This window comes from Streptomyces sp. NPDC096339 (genome assembly GCF_044762985.1).
Classification (GTDB): Bacteria; Actinomycetota; Actinomycetes; order Streptomycetales; family Streptomycetaceae; genus Streptomyces.
This window is the reverse complement of the sequence record NZ_JBIWFI010000021.1, coordinates 48,529-68,507: the sequence shown is the minus strand read 5'-3', so window position 1 is coordinate 68,507 and position 19,979 is coordinate 48,529. Positions and strand designations below refer to the sequence as shown.

General features: G+C 72.9%; 11 protein-coding genes. 7 read left to right on the top strand and 4 right to left on the bottom strand.

All coding sequences use genetic code 11. The features are described 5' to 3' along the window. Positions 1–125 precede the first annotated feature (125 nt). Complete coding sequence (locus ACIQ5Y_RS24605) at positions 126–1,028, bottom strand: LysR family transcriptional regulator (protein ID WP_403884295.1); 903 nt, start codon at positions 1,026–1,028, stop codon at positions 126–128. A gap of 110 nt (positions 1,029–1,138) precedes the next feature. On the opposite strand from ACIQ5Y_RS24605, the gene ACIQ5Y_RS24600 reads away from it, so the two are divergent. Then, positions 1,139–2,344, top strand: a complete 1,206-nt coding sequence (locus ACIQ5Y_RS24600; protein ID WP_403884292.1) for an MFS transporter — start codon at positions 1,139–1,141, stop codon at positions 2,342–2,344. Between the two features lie 147 nt (positions 2,345–2,491). Here the strand turns inward: ACIQ5Y_RS24600 and ACIQ5Y_RS24595 are convergent, their stop codons facing one another. Then, on the bottom strand, positions 2,492–3,283 hold the full coding sequence (locus ACIQ5Y_RS24595) for an alpha/beta fold hydrolase (RefSeq protein WP_403884289.1): 792 nt from the start codon (positions 3,281–3,283) through the stop codon (positions 2,492–2,494). Between the two features lie 194 nt (positions 3,284–3,477). Here ACIQ5Y_RS24595 and ACIQ5Y_RS24590 point away from each other — a divergent pair, with 194 nt between their 5' ends. From ACIQ5Y_RS24590 to ACIQ5Y_RS24565, 6 genes are all read left to right on the top strand, one after another. Then, entirely contained in the window at positions 3,478–10,707 is a 7,230-nt protein-coding gene (locus ACIQ5Y_RS24590; protein WP_403884286.1) for an amino acid adenylation domain-containing protein, read from the top strand. 10 nt (positions 10,708–10,717) lie between these two features. After that, positions 10,718–11,899 (top strand): FAD-dependent monooxygenase, encoded by a 1,182-nt coding sequence (locus tag ACIQ5Y_RS24585; RefSeq protein WP_403884283.1) that lies wholly within the window; start codon positions 10,718–10,720, stop codon positions 11,897–11,899. Between the two features lie 56 nt (positions 11,900–11,955). After that, positions 11,956–12,840, top strand: a complete 885-nt coding sequence (locus tag ACIQ5Y_RS24580; protein ID WP_403884280.1) for an SDR family NAD(P)-dependent oxidoreductase — start codon at positions 11,956–11,958, stop codon at positions 12,838–12,840. 415 nt (positions 12,841–13,255) lie between these two features. After that, positions 13,256–15,016: a phenylacetic acid degradation protein PaaN gene (gene paaN / locus ACIQ5Y_RS24575; protein WP_403884277.1), complete on the top strand. Its 1,761-nt coding sequence runs from the start codon at positions 13,256–13,258 to the stop codon at positions 15,014–15,016. Further along, the gene (locus ACIQ5Y_RS24570; protein WP_403884274.1) at positions 15,013–16,230 is read left to right on the top strand and encodes a LuxR C-terminal-related transcriptional regulator; all 1,218 of its coding nucleotides are present in this window, start codon (positions 15,013–15,015) and stop codon (positions 16,228–16,230) included. Before paaN ends, ACIQ5Y_RS24570 begins: the two co-directional genes overlap by 4 nt. Positions 16,231–16,309: 79 nt before the next feature. Next, positions 16,310–17,767, top strand: a complete 1,458-nt coding sequence (locus tag ACIQ5Y_RS24565) for an NAD(P)/FAD-dependent oxidoreductase (RefSeq protein WP_403884271.1) — start codon at positions 16,310–16,312, stop codon at positions 17,765–17,767. Between the two features lie 16 nt (positions 17,768–17,783). Here ACIQ5Y_RS24565 and ACIQ5Y_RS24560 read toward each other — a convergent pair whose 3' ends face one another. Beyond that, entirely contained in the window at positions 17,784–18,716 is a 933-nt protein-coding gene (locus ACIQ5Y_RS24560; protein WP_403884268.1) for an SDR family oxidoreductase, read from the bottom strand. 9 nt (positions 18,717–18,725) lie between these two features. Continuing rightward, complete coding sequence (locus ACIQ5Y_RS24555) at positions 18,726–19,979, bottom strand: MFS transporter (RefSeq protein ID WP_403884266.1); 1,254 nt, start codon at positions 19,977–19,979, stop codon at positions 18,726–18,728.

Here is a 19,979-nt window from a genome sequence, read left to right as displayed (position 1 = left end):
GGGGGCCTACGACCCCGAGGCGGTCTGGTCCTTCGGGTGACGGACCGGGTCCTGGCCGATGAGCGGAGGAGGGGCCGGGGCGCGGCCCGGTGCGGTCGGACGCGCGCAGGTCGACGGGGCCGGGGTCAGGCCGTCGGGCCGGCCGCCTCGGCGACCGCCACTGCGAAGGCCTCCGCTTGCGCGGAGGGTCGCGTGCGGTGGCGGATGAGGCCCAGTTCGGAGTCGGGCAGGCCTTGGACCGGGACGAAGGTGAGGGAGTCGCGGCGCCCGTGGTAGTCGGCCGTGGAGCGGCACAGCAGCATCGCCCCGCGATTGGCCGCCGTCAGGCTCAGCCCCTCCTGGAGCGTGTTGACGCTGGGCCCGGCCGGTACGGGGAGGCCGCCCGGGGTCAGGCCGGGGGCCTGGGCCCGCCGCCAGTACTCGGGGGCGCCGCCATCGAGGCCGATGAGCCGGCAATCGGCGAGTTCCTCGGCGGAGAGCGACTCCCGGGCGGCGAAGGGGTGCCGGACGGACACGGCGAGGGTCTGCGGCTGGCGGGAGAAGACCGGGCCGAGCACGAGGTCGTCCTCGGCAACCGGCAGCAGGACCACCGCGCAGTCCACCTCCTGGCGGCGCAGCGGCCCGAACGGGTCCGAGAGCGGGATCTCGACGATGTCGATCGCACAGTCGGGATACCGGTCCCCGAACACGGCGATCGCCCGGCTGAGGTAGTCGTCGACGGTGCCCTGGAAGCCGATGCGCAACTCCCCGCCCATGCCCCGCGCGGCGGCCCGCGCCTCGTCGACCGTGGCGCGCAGGGCGTCGTACGCCGGGCGCAGCCCCGCGAGGAAGCTCTCCCCGAGCGGGGTCAGGCGCACCCGGCGGCTGGTGCGTTCGACGAGCGGGGCCCCGATGCGGCTCTCCAGGGAGCGCAGGAGCTGGCTGACCCGGCTCTGCGTCACGTACAGCCGCTCGCCCGCCCGTCCGAAGTGCAGCTCCTGGGCGAGCACGAGGAACGTCTCCAGTTCGCGTATCTCGACACCGCTCATGGTTCCCTTTCTACACCGCCCGCCGGGCGCGGCCGATCGAGTAGTCCCGCTTATCGAAGGATGAGAGATCGGCCGTTGTTCCCGCAGGTCGGGGCGGGTTGGCTGGTCACATGGCACAGACTGAGGAAATTGCAGACACCACCGGGGTGCCGGCGCGCTCCGCGACCCGCGGCTGGCTGGGCGTCGCCGCGGTCGCGAGCGCGACGTTCACGGTGGTGACGTCCGAGATGCTGCCGGTGGGCCTGCTGACGCCCATCGGAGACGCACTGAAGGTGACCGAGGGGACCGCCGGACTGACCCTGACCATCACCGGCCTGGTCGGCGCGGTCTCGGCGCCGCTGCTGACACCGCTGTTGGGGCGGATCGACCGGCGGACGGTGTTGTGTGCGCTGATGGCGGTCCTCACGGTGGGCAACCTGCTGGCGGCGTGGTCGCCGAACTTCGCGGTGATGGTGGCCGCCCGGGTGCTGGTGGGCGTCGGCATGGGCGGCGTCTGGGCGATCGCGGCCGGCCTGGCCGTGCGGCTGGTGCCCCCCAAGTCGATCGGCTCCGCGACTTCGTTGGTCTTCAGTGGTATCGCGGTGGCGTCGGTGCTCGGCGTTCCGGCCGGTACGTACATCGGCGAACTGGCCGACTGGCGAACGGCCTTCATCACGGTGGGTGCCCTGGCGCTGGTGGTGCTGGTCGCCCTGGCGGCCCTGCTGCCGCGGCTGCCCGCCGAGCAGGAGGTGCGGCTCGGCGGTGTGATGCGGCTGTTCGGCGAGACGCGGGTGCGGACCGGGCTGACGGTGGTGGCGCTGCTCGTCACCGGGCACTTCGCCGCCTACACGTACGTGCGCCCCGTACTGGAGGAGGTCTCGGGGGCCGGCGCCGGAATGATAGGCACGCTGCTGCTCGTGTACGGGGTCGCGGGCGTCGCGGGCAACTTCGCGGCCGGTGCGGGTGCCGGGCGGTCCCCGCGCAGCACCCTGCTGGTGATCAGTGCGGTACTGGCGGCCACGGTCGCACTGGTACCGGTGCTCGGCGGCTCCGTCCTGACCGCCGGCGTGCTGCTCGCCGTCTGGGGGCTTTCGTACGGTGGCGTGTCGGTCAGCACCCAGACCTGGCTGCTGGCTTCGGCTCCTGAGGCGCGTGAGGCCGTGTCCTCGCTGTTCGTCGGCGTGTTCAACGGGGCGATCGCCCTGGGAGCGCTGGTCGGGGGACTGGCGGCGGACGGTGCGGGGATCAACGCGGTCATGTGGCTGGGCGCCGGGCTCGCCGCACTGGCCCTCGCGGCGACCGCGCTGGGCAAGGCCCCCTCCTCCGGGCGCCTTTGAAGCCGGGCCCGGCGCCCACCCCCGGGCCGCGCCACCCCCGATCCCGGGGTCGGCGGGGCCGGGCGCCGGGCCTCCGATCGCCCGCCCGGACTGCCCGGACTGCCCGGACTGCCCGGACTGCCCGGACTGCCCGGCCCGCCCGGACCGTCAGCCGTCGACGCCGGCGAGGAACCCGGTGATCAGCTCGGCCCACTCGGCCGGCCGCTCCGCGGCGATGGCGTGACCGCAGTCCAGTGTCGCCAGCCGGGCCCCCCGGATACCGTCCACGAGTTCGCGGGAGTGAACGGGGGTGACGAGCAGGTCCCCGAGGGGGGAGACGACCAGGGTCGGTACCGCGATCCGCGCCAGGTCGCCCCGTACGTCGATGTCGTCGAAGAGGGCGAGCTGTGCGTCGGCCCCCGGCGGCATGCCGGCGGAGAACAGCTCGACCTGTTCCCCGATCTCCTCGTGGGAGCGTTCGTCGAGCCAGCGCGTGCCCCCGACCATGAGCGAGAGGTAGGAAGCCAGGACCCTGCCGTCCCCGCCCGGTGCGCCGAGCGCCCGCCAGGTGCCGATCACCAGATCGAGGCGCGCGTTCGGGCGGGCGAACCCGGCGGAAAGAACAAGAGCGGTAACGCGCTCGGGATGGCGTACGGCGGCTCGTACGGCCACTGCCGCACCCATCGAGAATCCGGATATGGCAAATGAATGCACGCCGGATTGCACGGCGCTTTCCACAATGTGGTCGGCCAGTCCGTCGAGCGTGAGCGGGCGGTCCGGGAGCGGATTAATGCCGGAGCCCTGATAATCCGGGCCGACAACGGTCCGGTGGGCGGCGAGACTTTCGAGGATCGGGCCGAAGCTGTCCTCGACGTCGCTGCCCGCACCATGTGCGAGCAGCAGTCCCGGCCCACTGCCGGACACGATGACGGATTTCCTGGAGGGGAGCGGAGTGGTCATGTCCGAGATGTTAGCGAGGGTGCGGAGAAATCCCTGAGGAATATCGCGTGGATCACACCTTCCCGTTCTCGACTACCTGAACGAGTGGTTCACCTCTACTCATACGAGTAGTGGTGAACCGGATTGCGGGAAACGTAGGCTCCTGAGCATCGGACGGCAACAATCCAGCTGTCCGAATTAGCGAAGGAAGGCCGATGCTCGCAATGCGCCAGCTCCCTCTGTCCGCCTACCAGCGGGACATTTGGGCTGCCGAGTCCACCGCGCCGGGTGACCCCCAGTTCAACGTGGTCATCCAGGAGCGCTTGGCCGGCGATGTCGACGTGGACAGCTTGAGGGAGTCGCTCGAAGGCGTCCTGCGGAACAACGAGGCGTTCTCCCTGCGCTTCGACGAACAGGACGGAGTTCCCTGCCAGTGGGTGGCCGGGACCGAGGCCGAGGAGGAGGTCGGTCCCTGGGTCCAGTACGTCGACCTCTCCGGCGCGGCCGATCCCGCGGCGGCCTGTGCGGCGTGGCAGGAGCACTCCTTCACGCGCCCCTTCACCGTGCGGCGTTCGCGTCTGTTCACGGCCGCGGTGCTGCGCGAGAGCGCTTCGGTCGTCCATGTGCACCTCAACGCCCACCACCTGATCGCCGACGCCTGGGCGCTGAACCAGGTCAGCCTCCGGATGTGGGAGCGCTACGCCGGCCCGACGGGCGGCGGCATGCCCGCAGCCCGTCCCGCTCCCCGTTCCCTGGCGGCACTCGTGCAGGCGGACACCGCCTACCGTGCCTCCGGCGCCTTCGAAGAGGACCGGGCCCACTTCCGTGACGCGCTGAAGGGCGTCGAGCCCGCCCTGTTCACCCGCGCCACCGTGCCTCCCGCGGAAGGCGGGCGGCGCCGGGCCCGCCACAGCTTCACCGTCGGCGCCGACATGGTCCGCCGGATCCGCGGTGGTGGCAGCTCCCCGTTCGCCTTCCTCGCGGCCGCCTTCGCCACGTACTTCTCCCGCGTGCACCGCACCGAGGAGCTGGTGCTCGGCGTCCCGTTCCGCAACCGGCACTCGGACGAAGACCTCGAGACGGTCGGCCAGCTCGCCAACAACCTCCCGCTGCGCGTGCGGGTCGACCCCAACGCCACCCTGCACCAGCTGGCCGCCGCCGTCCGCGGTACCGCGGACGCACTCCGCGGCCACGAGCGGCTCGCCCTCGGCGACGTGCTCCGGGACCTCCCGGCCGCAGGCTCCGGCTCCCGCCGGCTCTTCGACGTCACCCTCTCCTACCTGCGCCACCCCCGGCCCGCCCCGCTCCCGGGCACCTCGGTGGAGTCCGTCGTGCTGGCGCCCGTCCACCACCAGGACGCGCTGTCCGTGATGGTGCACGCCTTCGAGGACGACGCCGACCTGCGGGTCGACCTCGATTACGCCGTCGACGTCTTCGACGAGGACTACCCCATCACGGCGGTCGCCGGGCACCTCTTGCGCCTCATCGGCGCGGGCGTCACCGAGCCCGGCCGGCCCGCGGCGACGCTGCCGATCCTGGACGAGGCCGAGCACAAGGACCTCACCCAGGTGTGGCAGGGCCCCGTCGTCCCGTACGCCGACGACCGGACCGTACACGGCCTGATCTCCGAGCAGGCCGCTCGTACCCCGGAGCGGACCGCCGTCACCGGAGCCGACGGGTCCCTGCTGACCTACGCGGACCTCGATACCCGCTCCAACCGGCTGGCGCACGCCCTGCGCGCCCACGGTGTGGGCGCCGGCGACCGGGTGGCCGTCCTCATGGACCGCTCCCCGCAGCTGATCGTCGCCCTCCTCGGCGTCCTCAAGTCCGGCGGCGCCTACGTACCCGTCGATCCCGGCTACCCGGCCGAGCGGATCGGCTTCCTGCTCCGGGACAGCCGGGCCAAGGTGGTGCTCACCGACGGCGGCGCAGCGGTCGAGGAGCAGGGTGTCCCCGTCCTGCGCACGGAAGAACTGCTGACCGGTCCGGGCGAGCCGCTCGAAGAGACGGCCACTTCGCACGACCTCGCGTACGTGATCTACACCTCCGGCTCCACCGGCCGGCCCAAGGGAGTCATGGTCGAGCACCACTCGGTGGTCAACCGGCTCGCCTGGATGCAGAAGGCCTACCCGGTCGGCGAGGGCGACGTCCTGCTCCAGAAGACCCCGATCTCCTTCGACGTCTCCGTGTGGGAGCTCTTCTGGTGGGCGATCGAGGGCGCGGCACTCGCCCTGCTGCCCGTCGGCGGCCAGCGCGACCCGCGGGGCATCCTGCGCACCATCGCCGAACAGCGGGTCACCACCCTGCACTTCGTCCCCTCCATGCTGGGCCCCTTCCTCGACCTGCTCGACGACCGCCCGGAGCTGCGCACCGAAGCCGCCTCCCTACGACAGGTGTTCTGCAGCGGCGAGGCTCTGCCCACCGCACGCGTCGAGCAGTTCAACCGGGTCTTCGCGCCGCGCGGCGAGAGCGCCCCGCGGCTGGTCAACCTGTACGGGCCCACCGAGGCCACCGTCGACGTGTCGTACCACGACTGCCCCACAGCCTCCGACGGGCCGGTCCGCCGGGTCCCCATCGGCCGGCCCATCGACAACACCCGGCTCTACGTCCTGGACGCGCACGGCGGGCTCCAGCCGGCCGGGGTCCCCGGTGAGTTGTGCATCGGCGGTGTCGGCGTGGCCCGCGGCTACCTGGAACGGCCCGAGCTGACCGCGGAGAAGTTCACCGAGGACCCCTTCTCCCCGGACGGCCGGCTCTACCGCACCGGCGACCTCGCCCGTTGGCTGGCCGACGGCAGCCTGGAGTACCTCGGCCGCATCGACGGCCAGGTCAAGATCCGCGGCAACCGGGTGGAGCTGGGCGAGGTCCAGAACCGGCTGGCATCCGTGGCCGGAGTACGGGACGCCGTCGTCGTCGACCACCAGTCGGGCAGCCGGGGCACCCTGCTCGTCGGGTACTACGTGGCGGACGCCGCACTCAGCCCGGCCCTGCTGCGCGGTGAACTCGGCTCCGTTCTTCCGGAATTCATGGTCCCGGCGCACTTCATCCGGATCGACACGATCCCCCTCACCCCGAACGGCAAGGCCGACCGCCGCGCCCTGCCCGCCCCCTCGGCCACCGCCGGCCCCGAGTTCACGGCGCCGCGCAACGCCACCGAGGAGACGCTCGCCGCGATCTGGGGGGAGGTGTTGGAAGCGGAGCGGGTCGGGATCCACGACGACTACTTCGCGCTCGGCGGGGACTCCATCACGATGCTGCGCATCCGCGCCCGTGCCGAGAAGGCCGGCATCGTGTTCTCACTGACGGACCTGGTGCAGCAGCCGACCGTAGCCCAGCTGGCCGCCAGGTCGGCCACCGGCGGCGCAGGGCCCGCGCCCGACTCCGAACTCGCCCCGTTCGCGCTGGTTTCGGGCGTCGACCGGGCCCGCCTCGAAGGCCGTGCCGACGCCTACCCGCTGACCCGCCTCCAGCTCGGACTGCTCTACCACAGCCGCGCCGAGCAGGACTCCGCCGTCTACCGCGACGTCTTCCAGTACAGCGTCACCTCGGCGTGGGACGAGCAGGGTTTCCGGCGCGCCTTCGAAAGGCTGGTCGCCCGTCACCCCGTACTGCGTTCCTCCTTCGACCTGGGCTCCTTCTCCGAGCCGCTCCAGATCGTGGACCACCAGGTGGCGGGCGGATTCGACGCGGTGGACCTGCGGGGCCGCCAGGAGGCCGCGGCGCTCGCCGTGATCCAGGCCCACGTCGACGAACGGCGCCACCACCGCTACGACTTCGATCAGGCGCCGCTCTACCACCTGCGCGCCCACGTCCGCGAGGACAGGCTGGAACTGGTCCTCAGCTTCCACCACGCGATCCTCGACGGCGGCAGCGTCGCCACCCTGGTCGCCGAGCTGCTACAGGACTACCTCCACGGACTGGGCCACCCCATAGCGGCCGTGACCGAGACGGTCCTGCCTTCGGCGGCGCACCACGTACGCGCCGAACGCGAGGCCCTGGAATCGGAGCACAGCGGTGCCTTCTGGCAAGAGCGCCTGCGGGACGCCCCGCTGCTGCGCCTGCAGGCCTTCCGCGGGCACGAGGCCCCGGGTCCGGACACCCAGATCACCAGGATCGTGGATCTTCCCGCCGAACTCACCCGGCAGGTGGGCGTGTTCGCCCGGGAGCGGGCGCTGCCCGTGAAGTCCGTGCTGTTCGCGGCCCACTGCCTGACGCTCGGACTGTTCTCGGGTACCGACGACATCACCACCGGGCTCGTCACCCACGGCCGTCCCGAGCTCGAGGACGCCGACCGCATCGCCGGCCTGTTCCTCAACACGATTCCCGTGCGGCTCGGAACCGCCGCCGACAGCTGGGCGGACGTGGTCCGGGCCGGGTTCCGGCAGGAGCAGCAGAGCCACGCGCACCGCCGCTACCCGCTCAGCGCGATCCAGGAGGACCGTGGCTCCACCGTCCTGGAAACCGCCTTCAACTACATCCACTTCCGCCAGCTCGCCGCCGTCTTCGAGCTGCCCGGGGTCCGCCTCCTGGAGTTCAAGACCTGGGAGGAGACCAACTTCCAGTTGCTGGTCAACGCCATGACCGACCCGGTGGACGGCTCCGTGCGCCTGCGGCTGGACCACCACGGGCTGACCTTCACGCCGTCCCAGGCCGACCTGTACGCCGAGCGGTTCACGGCGATCCTGGACCGGCTGGTCCACCACCCGGACGAGGCCGTGGACTTCGGCTTCCTCTCGCCGGTCCCGGACCGGGACGCGCCCCGGGACCAGGGGGAGGCCGCCGCGCCGCCGGACGTCGTACGGGCCGTGGCGGAGCAGACCGCCCGCACGCCGGACGCCACGGCGCTGGTCTTCGGCGCACGTCGCTGGAGCTACGCCGAACTGGACTCCGCCGCCGACCGGGTGGCCCGTGAGCTGATCGCGCTGGGCTCGCGGCCCGGTGACCGGATCGGCATCGCGATGGACCGCTCGCCGGAGACGATCGCCGTCATCCTCGGCGTCATGAAGGCCGGCGCGGCCACCGTCCCACTGGACGTGAGCTACCCCGTCGACCGGCTGACCGCCATGGTCGAACAGGCCCGCCCCTTCCGGATCATCGCGAACGCCGCCCACACCGACACCGTCGGCGGACCGGGGCTCGTCCTCACCACCGAGCAGATCTTCGCCGGTGGCGGCGAGCGGCCCTACCTGCCCCGGATCCCGGCGGAGGTGACCGAGGAGATCACCCCCGAATCCATCGCCTACGTCCTGTTCACCTCGGGCTCCACGGGCGCGCCCAAGGGCGTGGAGATGCCGCACCGGTCACTGGCCCACCTGGTCGCCTGGCAGAACGGCATCCCCAGCGGTGTCGTCGGCGGCGTCACCGCCCAGTACGCCCCCATGAGTTTCGACGTCTCCTTCCAGGAGATCTTCTCCACCCTCGCGGGCGGCGGCACCCTGCTCCTGCTCTCCGAGGACGAGCGCCGCGACATGCCCGCCCTGCTGCGCCTGCTCGACCGGGAGGGCGTGCACCGCATCTGCCTCCCCTACGTCGCGCTCCAGCAGCTGGCCGAGACCGCCGACGCGCTCGGGCTCGCCCCCCGCTCGCTGCGGGCACTGCTCTCCTCCGGCGAGCAGCTCCGCGTCACCGACGAGATACGCGGGCTCTGCGCCGCCCTGCCCGGGGTGATCCTGGAGAACCAGTACGGGCCCACCGAGTCGCACGTGGTGACCGCGTACAGCATGCAGGGCGACCCGTCCGCCTTCCCGGCGCTGCCGCCCATCGGGCGGGCCATCGCCGGCTCCGCGGTCCACGTCCTGGACGCCCGGCTGCGCCCGGTCCCGGCCGGGGTGCGCGGAGAGCTGTACCTGTCGGGGGCCTGCCTCGCGGACGGCTACGCGGGCCGCCCCGACCTGACCGAGGAGCGCTTCCTCCCGCATCCGTCCCCCGAGGCCGCGGCCGCGGGGCAGCGCCTCTACCGCACCGGGGACCTGGGCTTCGCCCTGCCGAGCGGCGACGTGGTGTGCCTGGGCCGGGCCGACGCACAGGTCAAGGTGCGCGGCTACCGGGTGGAGCCGGCCGAGGTGGAGCTGGCCATCACCCGCTTCGCGGCGGGCCACCCCGGCATCGCGGAGGCCGCGGTCGTCGCACGCCGCCGTGAGGGCAACGACTCCTTCCTCGCCGCCTTCCTCACGGGCGACCCGGACGGCGCCGATCTCACGCTCCTGCGCAAGCAGCTGCGGACGGTGCTGCCCGAGTACATGATGCCGTCGCACTTCGAGTGGCTGGCGGCCCTGCCGCTGACGCCGAGTGGCAAGCGCGACGACAAGGCGCTGCGCGAGGCCCGGCTGAGTGCGGGGGCCGCCGCCGACGCCGCCGCGGCCCCGCGCGACGCGTACGAGGAGACGCTGGCGGAGATCGTCGGGGATCTGCTCCAGTTGCCCGCGCTCGGGGTGCACGACAACATCTTCGACCTCGGTGCGACCTCGCTCACCGCGATGCGCCTGGTGGTCCAGATCGAGCAGCGCTACGGGATCAGCGTCCCGCTCTCCGAGTTCGTGTCGGCGCCGACCGTGGCAGAGCTCGCGGCGCGCCTGCACTCGGGCGAGGCGATGACCGCCTTCGATCCGCTGGTGCCCATCCGCCCGGCCGGTTCGAAGCGCCCGATGTTCTTCGTCCACCCCATGGGCGGGAACGTGCTCTGCTACGTCCGGTTCGCCAAGTACCTGGACGACGACCAGCCGTTCTACGCGCTCCAGGCAGCCGGCGGCGACCCGGGCACCGAACCGCTGCGCAGCGTCGAGGAGATCGCGGCGAGCTACATCGAGGCCATGCACCGCGTGCAGCCGAGCGGACCGTACGTCATCGGCGGCTGGTCCTTCGGCGGGTTCGTGGCCTTCGAGATCGCCCGGCAGCTGAGGGCGGCCGGCGAGGAGATCGCCCGTCTCGTCCTGCTGGACACCACCGCCCTCAATCCGGGCCGCCGCCTGACCACGGACGACGAGGCCCTGCTCGGCTGGTTCTTCTGGGAACTCCTGTGGCTGCGGCGCGGAGGCGACTCCCCGCTGGAGCTCATCCCCGGCCGGCTGACGACGCTGGAGGAGAAGTTCGACTTCATCGCCCGGCTCGCCATCGACGAGGGCGTCCTGCCCGCGGGCAGCACCGGGGCCGTCGTGCGCCGCCTGTTCCACGTGTACGAGGCCAACTGGAAGGCGGCGTTCGCCTACCGGCCCGAGGTGGTGGACCAGGACATGGTCCTCATCCACGCGGCGGAGCCGCTGCCCGGCGTCCTCAACTCGATGCACACGGCGATCGAAAGCATGCACGCGGACCCCAGCAACGGCTGGCGCGACCGCACCAGCGGCGTCCTCGACGTCGTGGACGTACCCGGCGACCACCTCACGATCATGGAAGAGCCGTACGTGGCGCACATGGTCGGGGTCGTCACCGAACTGATCGGACAGTGAGATGACACGGATGACACGGAATTCACCCCGCAAGAAGGCCCTGGTGATCGGCGCGGGCATCGGCGGCCTCACCGCCGCCGTCGCCCTGCGCGAGGCGGGACTCGACGTGGAGGTCCACGAGCGGGCCGGCGAGCTGCGGGCCGCGGGCTCCGGCCTCTCGGTGATGAGCAACGCCATCGGCGCCCTGAACTCGCTCGGCGTCGGCATCGACCTGGAGAAGCGCGGCGAAGCGCTGCGCTCCTACCACGTGAAGACGGCCTCGGGCCGGCTGATCCGGGAGTTCCCCTTCCCGGAGATCATCGGCAGGCTGGGCGTGCCCAGCGTGCTCATCACCCGGGCGAACCTCCAGCAGTCGCTGCTGGAGGCGGCGGAGGGCATCCCCCTGCACTTCGGCGCAGCAGCCACGGGCTTCGAGACCGACGGGGTGCCGGGCGGCGGGGTGCGGGTCGCGTTCGACGACGGCACCACCGCCGAGGGCGACGTGCTGATCGGGGCCGACGGCTTCAACTCGGTGGTCCGCGGGCAGCTGGTGGGGCCGGAGGACTCGCAGGACAGCGGCTACATCTGCTGGCTCGCCGTCGTGCCCTTCTCACACCCGCGGTTCACACCCGGCTCGGTGACTCACTTCTGGGGCAGTGGCAAGCGCTTCGGGCTCGTGGACATGGGTGCCGGACGGCTGTACTGGTGGGGCACCAAGAACATGCCGGCCGAGCTCTCGCGGGACTGGAAGGGCGGCAAGGCGGAGATCCTCCACTCCTACGCCGGCTGGGCGGACGAAGTGCGGCAGGCGATCCTGGCCACCCCCGAGGAGTCGATCATCGCCGTGCCCTCGCGGGACCGGGCGTTCCTGGAGCGCTGGGGCCGGGGACCGGTGACCCTTCTCGGGGACGCGGCCCACCCGATGCTGACCAGCCTCGGCCAGGGCTCGGGCATGGCGATCGAGGACGCCGTGGTGCTCGGGCGGGTCCTGAAGGGCGCGACCGACCTGCCGCGGGCGCTGCGCCGGTACGAGGACGAACGCCGGGAGCGGACCCGGGGAATGGTCGCCGCCTCGCGCGGCATCAGCTCCTTCGAGCAGTCCGAGGACCCGTTCCGCCGGCCCGTGCGGGACGCGTACTTCCGGTTCATGCCGCAGAGCAGGCTCACCCGCACGCTCGAAGACGCCCTGACGTTCCCGGCGGTGGCCGGATGAACGCCCCCGCTTCCCCCGCTTCCTCCGCTTCCCGTGGTTCCCTGAGGAGGGATCTCGTGTCAGCTGTCGCACAGCGCGCCGCCCTGTCGCCGCGCGGCCGGTCCGTTCTCGTCACCGGAGCCTCCTCCGGCCTCGGCCGGGTCTGCGCACTCCGGTTGGAGGAGGCAGGCTTCAGGGTCTTCGCAGGTGTCCGCAAGGAGGCCGACGCCCTGGCGCTCGCCGAGGCCGGCGTGCACGGCCGGATCGTCCCGGTGCTCGTCGACGTGACGAACGAGAAGTCGGTGGCCGCGGCCGCCGAACGGGTCGCGGCCGAGGTGGGCGAGGACGGCCTGTGGGGGCTCGTGAACAACGCGGGCATCTGCGTCTCGGCCCCGCTGGAGTGCGTGTCGGCCGAGCGGCTGCGCGAGCAGCTGGACACCAACGTGGTCGGACAGCTCGCCGTCACCCAGGCGTTCCTGCCGCTGCTGCGACGCACCCGGGGCCGGGTGGTCAACGTGACGTCGGGTCTGGGCAGCGTGGCGATCCCGTTCCTCGGGGCGTACGCGGCGGCGCAGTTCGCCAAGGAAGCCCTGACCGACGTACTGCGGCGCGAGCTGGCACCGCAAGGGGTGGACGTCGCTCTGGTGCAGCCCGGCGCCATCATGACGCCGATCTGGGGCAAGGTGTCCGACGTGGCGCGGGCGGCGATGGACGGTGTCCCCGAGCAGGTGGCCGAGCTGTACCGGATCCCGTTCAACCGGTTCCTGCACCAGAACGAGAGGCAGGCGCGGGAGAGCCCCACCCGCCCGGAGGACTTCGCGGAGACCGTCCGCCAGGCCCTGACGGCCCGGCGGCCCAGGACCCGGTACCGGGTGGGGCCCGACGCGCGGAAGGTGAGCGTCCTCGCGCGGGTGCTGCCCGACACGGCACTCGACCGGTACCTGCGGCCGATCACCCAGTAGCCGCGGCAGCGACCGGGGCCATCGGCCTGAGTAATAGGTGCAGCTGCCGAGCAGGCCGTACAGAACAAGCCAGTTGGCGCGCCCGCCGAGCGGCGATGAACGGTGACATCACGCCAGAGCATGGCCGATCACGGCGGGTCGCGCGGGACACGGCGATCGGCACCGTTCGACCCGTCCGCCCGGCGGGCGTGCCCAACACTGCTGAGCCGGCGGGGATTTCGGTGCGCATGCCCCGGGCCGGGAGTCCGTCGTGCGGCCGGTCCGCTGCCGGGCAGTGTGAAGGTCCTGTCAATTCCCCATATGACCGGACTCCGCCGTAGGTGCCCATCCGCCGATCTAGCGTGATCGCCGAGGACTCCCGGATCCGGTGAACCCGGACCGACCGACCCCTACCGTTCGACGAAGGATGAGGACCATGGCGCACACCGCGCGGCAGCCCGTTCCCGAAACCCGAGCCGACGGTGGCGCGTTGGCACGGTTCACCGCCCGGCACACCGCCACCCTCGCGCGGGCCCGCGAAGTGATCCGTACCCGCGAGCACTGGTCGCCTTACTCCGAAGACCCCGAGGACCCGGCGGCCTACGGCCGCGGCGCGAAAGCCGCGGGCGAGGCCGCCTTCGGCCGGCTCCTGGGCCGGCCGGTGGAACTCGGGCAGCCCGGCCGGGACGGCACGGTGGGCCCCGGCCCCGAGACGGGAGGCGAGCGCTCCCCCTACGGTCCCCTGCTGGAGATCTCCTACCCGCACTGTGACCCCGACGTCCTGCTGCCCGCCATGCGGGCCGCCCTGCCGGCCTGGCGTGACGCGGGCCCCGAGGCCCGTGCGGCGGTCTGCGCCGAGATCCTCCACCGGATCAACGCCCGCAGCGCCGAGTTCGCCTACGCGGCCGTGCACACCAGCGGCCACAACTTCCTCATGGCCTTCCACGCGGGGGCCGTCCACGCCCAGGACCGCGGGCTCGAAGCGGTGGCCCTCGCCCTCGCCGAACAGACCCGGCTGCCGGCCGCCTCGGTCTGGCGCAAACCCCAGGGCGACGGCCGGGCCGTCACCCTGGCCAAGACCTTCAAGACGGTGCCCCGGGGCATTTCCCTGGTCGTCGCCAACAGCGTGTTCCCCGCCTGGAACAGCTACCCGGCCCTCTTCGCCTCCCTCGCCACGGGCAACCCCGTCCTGGTCAAACCGCACCCGGCGGCCGTCCTCCCGCTGGCGCTCACCGTGCGGATCGCCCGCGAGGTCCTGACCGAGGCCGGATTCCCGGCCGACCTGGTGTGCCTGGCGGCCGAACACCCCGGCGAAGGACTGGCGCGGCGGCTGGCCACCCGCCCCGAGGTCCGCCTCGTCGACTACGCGGGCGGCACCGCCTTCGGCTCCTGGCTGGAGGAGAACGTCCGCCACGCACGCGTGTTCACCGCCGGCTCCGCCGTCAACACCCTGTTCCTCGAGTCCACCGGCGACTACCGCGACATGCTCGCCAACCTGGCCTTCTCGGTCTCGCTGTACAGCGGGCAGCTGTGCACCAGCCCGCAGAACCTGCTCGTCCCACGGGCCGGGATCAGCACCGACGAGGGGCACCGGACTTACGAGGAGATCGTCGCCGACCTCGGCGACGCCCTCGCCACGCTGCTCGCCGACGACGAACAGGCCACCGGCATCCTGGGCGCCCTCCTCGGGCCCCCGGTCCTGGAGCGGCTCGAACGGGTGATGGCCGGGGAAGCCGGGAGCGTCGCCGTCGCATCCCGCACCGTGCGCGACCCCGCGTACCCGCAGGCCGTCATCCGCACCCCGGCCGTGGTGACCCTCGACGCGAACCGGGCCGCGGACCGGGCCACGCTGCTCGCCGAATGGCTCGGCCCCGTGGTGTTCGCCGTGGCGGTGGACTCCGTCGCCGACGCGGTCGCGCTGGTCTCCCGTACCACCAGCGAGTGCGGCGCCCTGTCCGTCGGCCTCTACTCCACGTCACCCGAGGTGGAAACGGCGATGGAACAGGCCTGCGCCGAAGCCGGGGTGATGCTCTCGGCGAACCTGGGGGGCGACTGGTACATCTCCCAGTCGGCCGTCTACTCGGATCTGCACGGAACGGGAACGAACCCCTCCGGGAACGCGGTGTACTGCGACGCCGCGTTCGTCTCCGCGCGCTTCCACACCGTCGGCGTGCGCCGCTACGGCGGGTCCATATGACCAGCACGTTCACCCACATGCCGCTGCGCGGGCGCGAACGGGAGATGCGGCTCATCCGCGAGGTGCTGGAATACGGCCGCCGCTCCGGCCCGGCCGTCCTGTCCATCGAGGGAATGCCGGGCATCGGCAAGACCCGGCTGCTCCGGGAAGCCGCTGCGCTCGCCGACGGCCTGGGTTTCACCGGACACCACCCCGATCCGTGGGCGGACCCCCGCCCCAGACGGCGTCGGACCGCCCCCGCCCACCACACCCCCGGCCGGCCCGGCCGGTGCCACGCCCCGGCGGGGCCCGTCCTCGTCCTCGTCGACGACACCCGCCGCGCGGTGGAGGGACCGCCGCGGATGCCCTTCGCCCGCCGGGAATGGACCGGCGGTGATCCGGTCGTATGGCTGGTGGCCCACCGCCCCGGCGAGGGGTCGGAGCCGCCGGCCGGTCTCACCGGTCGTACCGAGCGGCTGGCACTGGGCCCGCTGGGGCCGTCGTCCGCGCTGGATCTGGCCCACGACCTGCTGGGCGCGCCTCCCGAACCGGCCCTGGTCCAGCTGATCGGCCAGGCCGGCGGGCACCCCCGGCTGCTGATCGAACTGCTCACAGGTCTCCAGGAGGAAGGCTCCCTGGAGACCGCCGGCGACGAGGTCCGGTTGCTGACGCCGAAGCTCCCGGCCCGCCTGGCCACCCGGGTGCGGGCCACCCTGGAGCGCTTCTCCCCGGGCTGCCGTCAACTGCTGTGCGTGGCCTCGCTCCTGGGCTGCGAGGTGGTCTACGAGGACCTGGCGCAGATGCTGCGGACCTCGGTCTCCGCCCTGCTCCCCGCCTTGGAGGAGGTGGAGGCCACCGGCGTCGTACGCAACGACGGCGGCCGGGCCGTCTTCTCCAACGCGCTGCTGCGCCGGCTCATCGCCGACTCCATGCCCGACTCCCTGCGCCTCTCCCTCCAGCGGGAAGCGGCGGCGCTGCGGGCGACGTCCGGGTTCGTCGAGGCGCCGTCCGCCGGACCGGAATTGAGCGATCAGCAGCGGGCGCTGGTGGGCCTGGTGGGCGAGGGCCTCACCAACCAGCAGATCGCCAGGCGCCTCGCACTGTCCCCCCACACCGTCAACTACCACCTCCGCAGGCTGTTCAAGACCTTCGGGGTGAGCTCGCGCATCGACCTGCTGACCGCGGCGGAGCACCTGGACACCGCCGGCCGGGCCGCCCGCGCCCGCCAGAACTGACCGGCTCCGCCGCATGCACGCACGACCTCTCACCGCAGGACCCGTCACCGCACCGCACCGACCATGGAGACCCGTACCCGTGACCGATCGCGATCCCGATCTCGTCCTGACCGGCACCTGGCCCCGCCCCGCCACCCCGCGCCCGGCCCGGCGCACCGCCTGGCTGCGGGACGCCCTGCACGCCGAATCCGACGACGGACGTTCCCCGCACCTGCTGGACGAGGTGCGCTGCGACGTCCTCGTCGTGGGCGGCGGGTTCACCGGGCTCTGGACCGCCCTGGAGATCCTGCGCCGGGCACCCGGCACGGACATCGTCCTCATCGAGGCCGACGTGTGCGGGGGCGGCGCCAGCGGTGCCAACGCGGGCTATCTGATGCCGATGTGGGCCCGGTTCAGCAGCCTCGTCGCGATCGGCGGGTACGAGGAGGCGCGCCGACTGGGCGAGGCCTCCGCCCAGGCCGTCGACGACATCCTCGCCTTCACCGAAACCCACGGCATCGAGGTCGAGTACACGCGCGGGCCATGGCTGTGGGCCGCTTCCTCACCGGCCCAGCGCGGGGCGTGGCGGCAGACCCTGGAGGACCTGCGCCGCGCCGGGACGGAGCCGCTGCAGGAGGTGTCCACCGCCGAGTCCCGGCGGGCCGTCGGCACCCGGAACCACTTCGGCGGCGTCCTCGACCCGGGCTGCGCCACGCTCCAGCCCGCCAAACTGACCCGCGGCATGCGCCGGGTGGCGATCGAAGCGGGCGTGCGCATCCACGAGCGCACCCCGCTGACCGCCCTGCGGCGCGCGCCCGCCGGCGCCACCACCGCCCACACCCCCTACGGGCGGGTGCACGCCGCACGGGTGGTACTGGCCATCAACGCCTGGGCCGGGCAACTGGAGGACCTCGGCCGCCGGATGGTGACCGTGGCCAGCGACACCGTACTGACCGAACCCGTACCGGAGCGGCTCGCGGCACTCGGCTGGGACGGCCGGACCTCGGTCTGCGACTCCCGCCGCAGACTGAACTACTACCGCACGACCCCGGACGGCAGGCTGCTCTTCGGCAAGGGCGGCTCCGGTGTGGCGTTCGGCCGGAGCGGGGCCGACACCTTGTGGGGCGGCGCGCTGCGGCCCGCCGAGCTCCGGCGGCAGCTCGCACGGCTCTTCCCGGAGCTCGCCGACGCGCCGGTGGACACGGCGTGGACCGCCCCGGTCGAGTACTCGACCACCTCACTGCCCTTCGCCGGCTGGCTGAAGTCGGTGCCCGGGGTCTGCTACGCGACGGGCTACTCGGGTGACGGGGTGGGCCCCTCACGGCTGATGGCCAAGGTCCTCGCCTCCCTCGTCCTGGGCACGAAGGACGAATGGTCGGGCTCGCCCCTCGCCCGCCCGGCAGGCGGCTGGATCCCCCCGGAACCGGTCCGCTACCCGGGCGCCCGTCTGGTCATGCCGGCGCTGCGCGCGGTGGAGCACCGAGAGGACCGCGGCCGCGGTGTGCCGGCCCTGGTGAAACGTCTGGCCTCGATCGACCCGTCCGCATTCCGCCTGTGATCCGGGGGGCACAGCACTACCGGTAGCCCGTGGTGTCCGCCGGGCGGTCCGGGTCCTGGACCTCGACCATGTACCGCCAGGCGTCCGGGCGGCTGCCGTCGAGGTCCGTGAAGCCGTACACCCCGGCGAGCCCGCCGCTGGAGAGGGACTGCCCGTTCCAGCGGGCCACCTCCGGGTCGGCGGCGAGCGCTGCCACCGCACGGCCCACGTACGACGGGGTCTCCGAGATGGCGAAGTGCGGGACCTCGGTGAGCGCGTCGCGCCAGTTCGACTCCTTCACACCGAAGGCGTCGAGCATCATCTCCGACCGCATCCACCCCGGGGTCAGCGCCACCGCCGTGGCCCCGCGCGGGCCGACCTCGTGCCCCAGGGCGAACGCCATGCGGAGCACCGAGGACTTGGCGATGTCGTAGAAGAACGAGTTGCGGTAGCGGCCCGCGTTGTACTCCGCCGTGCCGTCCGTCATCTCCACCACCAGCCCGCCCGGCTCGCGCAGCAGCAGCGGCAGCGCGTAGTGGCTGGTGACGGCATGGGTCTCCACCGCGAGGCGCAGCAGCCGCAGACCGTTCTCCAGGTCGTGCTCCCAGACCGGGCTCTCCCACTCGAAGAGCCGCTCCCCGCCCCAGATGTCGTTGACCAGGACGTTCAGACGCCCCTGCTCGGCATCGATCCGCCCGACCAGGGCCTCCACCTCCGCCGGCACGAGATGGTCGGCGACCACCGGGATCCCCACCCCGCCCGCCGCCGTCACCAGTTCCGCGGTCTCCTCGATGGTCTCCGGCCGGTCGTACTCCGAACGCCGTCCACGGGTGCTGCGCCCCGATACGTACACCGTCGCGCCCGCCGCGCCCAGCTGGACCGCGATGCCGCGCCCCGCGCCGCGCGTCGCGCCGGCCACCAGGGCGACCCTGCCTTCGAGTGTGTGCCGTTCCGGCTCTGCTTGGGACATGCCCCGACCCTACGACGGCACGCGCGCTCCCCGCCCGCGCCATACGGCGATCACGCCGGCCGCGGCCACCGACAGCAGCAGCCCGCCGGCCCCCACCCCCAGCGCCGGACCCGGCCCCCACAGGGTCCAGGCCGCCCCGAAGAGCACCGACCCCGCGAAGCGGGCCAGGGCCTGCGCGGTCTGCAGCACCGCGAGCCCGGTGGTCCGCAGCTCGGCCGGGAGCACCGCCCCCGCCGCGGCCATCAGCACCCCGTCCGTGGCGGCGTAGAACAGGCCGAGGAGCACGAGGACGCCGACGAGGAGCGGGGGCCCGGCCGGCACCGGCAGCAGGAGCAGCAGGCACGCGCCGATCAGCGGTACGTGACCGGCCAGGAAGACCCGGCTCCGGCCGAGCCGGTCGGCGAACCGGCCCGCAGGCACGGCGGCAGCCAGGAACACGGCCGCCGTGCCGACCGGCAGCAGCGGGAAGTACGCGGCCGGCAGGTCGAGCCGGCGTTGGAGCAGTAGGTAGAGGAAGGCGTCGCCGACGGTGAACAGGCCGAGCACGGCGGCGGTCAGGCAGAGCCGCCGCAGTGCGGGGATCCGCAGGAGGGTGCGTACGGGAGCCCGGGCCGGGCGTGGAGCGGCGGGCGCGGGGGCCTCCCGTACGAAGAGAGCCAGCAGCGCCACCCCCAGCAGGGCCACGCAGCAACTGACGGTGAACACGGCGTCGTACCCGTCCACCACCACCCACAGCACCCCGAACGCGGCCAGTGGCCCCAGCAGCGCGCCCGCCGTGTCCAGCGCGCGGTGCACGCCGAAGGCGCGGCCCTGGTCCCGCGGTGGGCAGGACAACGAGATCAGCGCGTCGCGCGGGGCGGTGCGCAGGCCCTTGCCCGCCCGGTCGGCGGCGAGCACCGCCGCCACCGACCAGGGGGTGGCGACGAAGAGCAGCGCACCCTTGCAGGCGGCGGACAGCGCGTATCCGGCGCCCGCGACGAGTTTGCGGCGCCGGGTACGGTCCGCGATCCGGCCGCCCACGAGGCGCAGCAGCGCGGTGGCGCCCTGGTGGAGTCCGTCCAGGGCGCCGAACGCGAGCGGGGACATGCCCAGTCCGGCCACCAGGTACAGCGGCAGGACCGCGGTCACCATCTCCGCGGAGACGTCCGTGACCAGGCTGACCAGGCCGAGCGCGATCACCGTGCCGGGTACGGCCCGCAGGGGTCCTCGCGGAGCGGGAGCGTCCACGGCGACGTCGGCGGCCCGGCTGGTCGACAGGTACAC

What these genes read in the sequence shown, in the direction of transcription:
- ACIQ5Y_RS24605 (WP_403884295.1), bottom strand. Translation starts at nt 1,028, where the DNA reads ATGAGCGGTGTCGAGATACGCGAACTGGAGACGTTCCTCGTGCTCGCC.
- ACIQ5Y_RS24600 (WP_403884292.1), top strand. Translation starts at nt 1,139, where the DNA reads ATGGCACAGACTGAGGAAATTGCAGACACCACCGGGGTGCCGGCGCGC.
- ACIQ5Y_RS24595 (WP_403884289.1), bottom strand. Translation starts at nt 3,283, where the DNA reads ATGACCACTCCGCTCCCCTCCAGGAAATCCGTCATCGTGTCCGGCAGT.
- ACIQ5Y_RS24590 (WP_403884286.1), top strand. Translation starts at nt 3,478, where the DNA reads ATGCTCGCAATGCGCCAGCTCCCTCTGTCCGCCTACCAGCGGGACATT.
- ACIQ5Y_RS24585 (WP_403884283.1), top strand. Translation starts at nt 10,718, where the DNA reads ATGACACGGAATTCACCCCGCAAGAAGGCCCTGGTGATCGGCGCGGGC.
- paaN (WP_403884277.1), top strand. Translation starts at nt 13,256, where the DNA reads ATGGCGCACACCGCGCGGCAGCCCGTTCCCGAAACCCGAGCCGACGGT.
- ACIQ5Y_RS24570 (WP_403884274.1), top strand. Translation starts at nt 15,013, where the DNA reads ATGACCAGCACGTTCACCCACATGCCGCTGCGCGGGCGCGAACGGGAG.
- ACIQ5Y_RS24560 (WP_403884268.1), bottom strand. Translation starts at nt 18,716, where the DNA reads ATGTCCCAAGCAGAGCCGGAACGGCACACACTCGAAGGCAGGGTCGCC.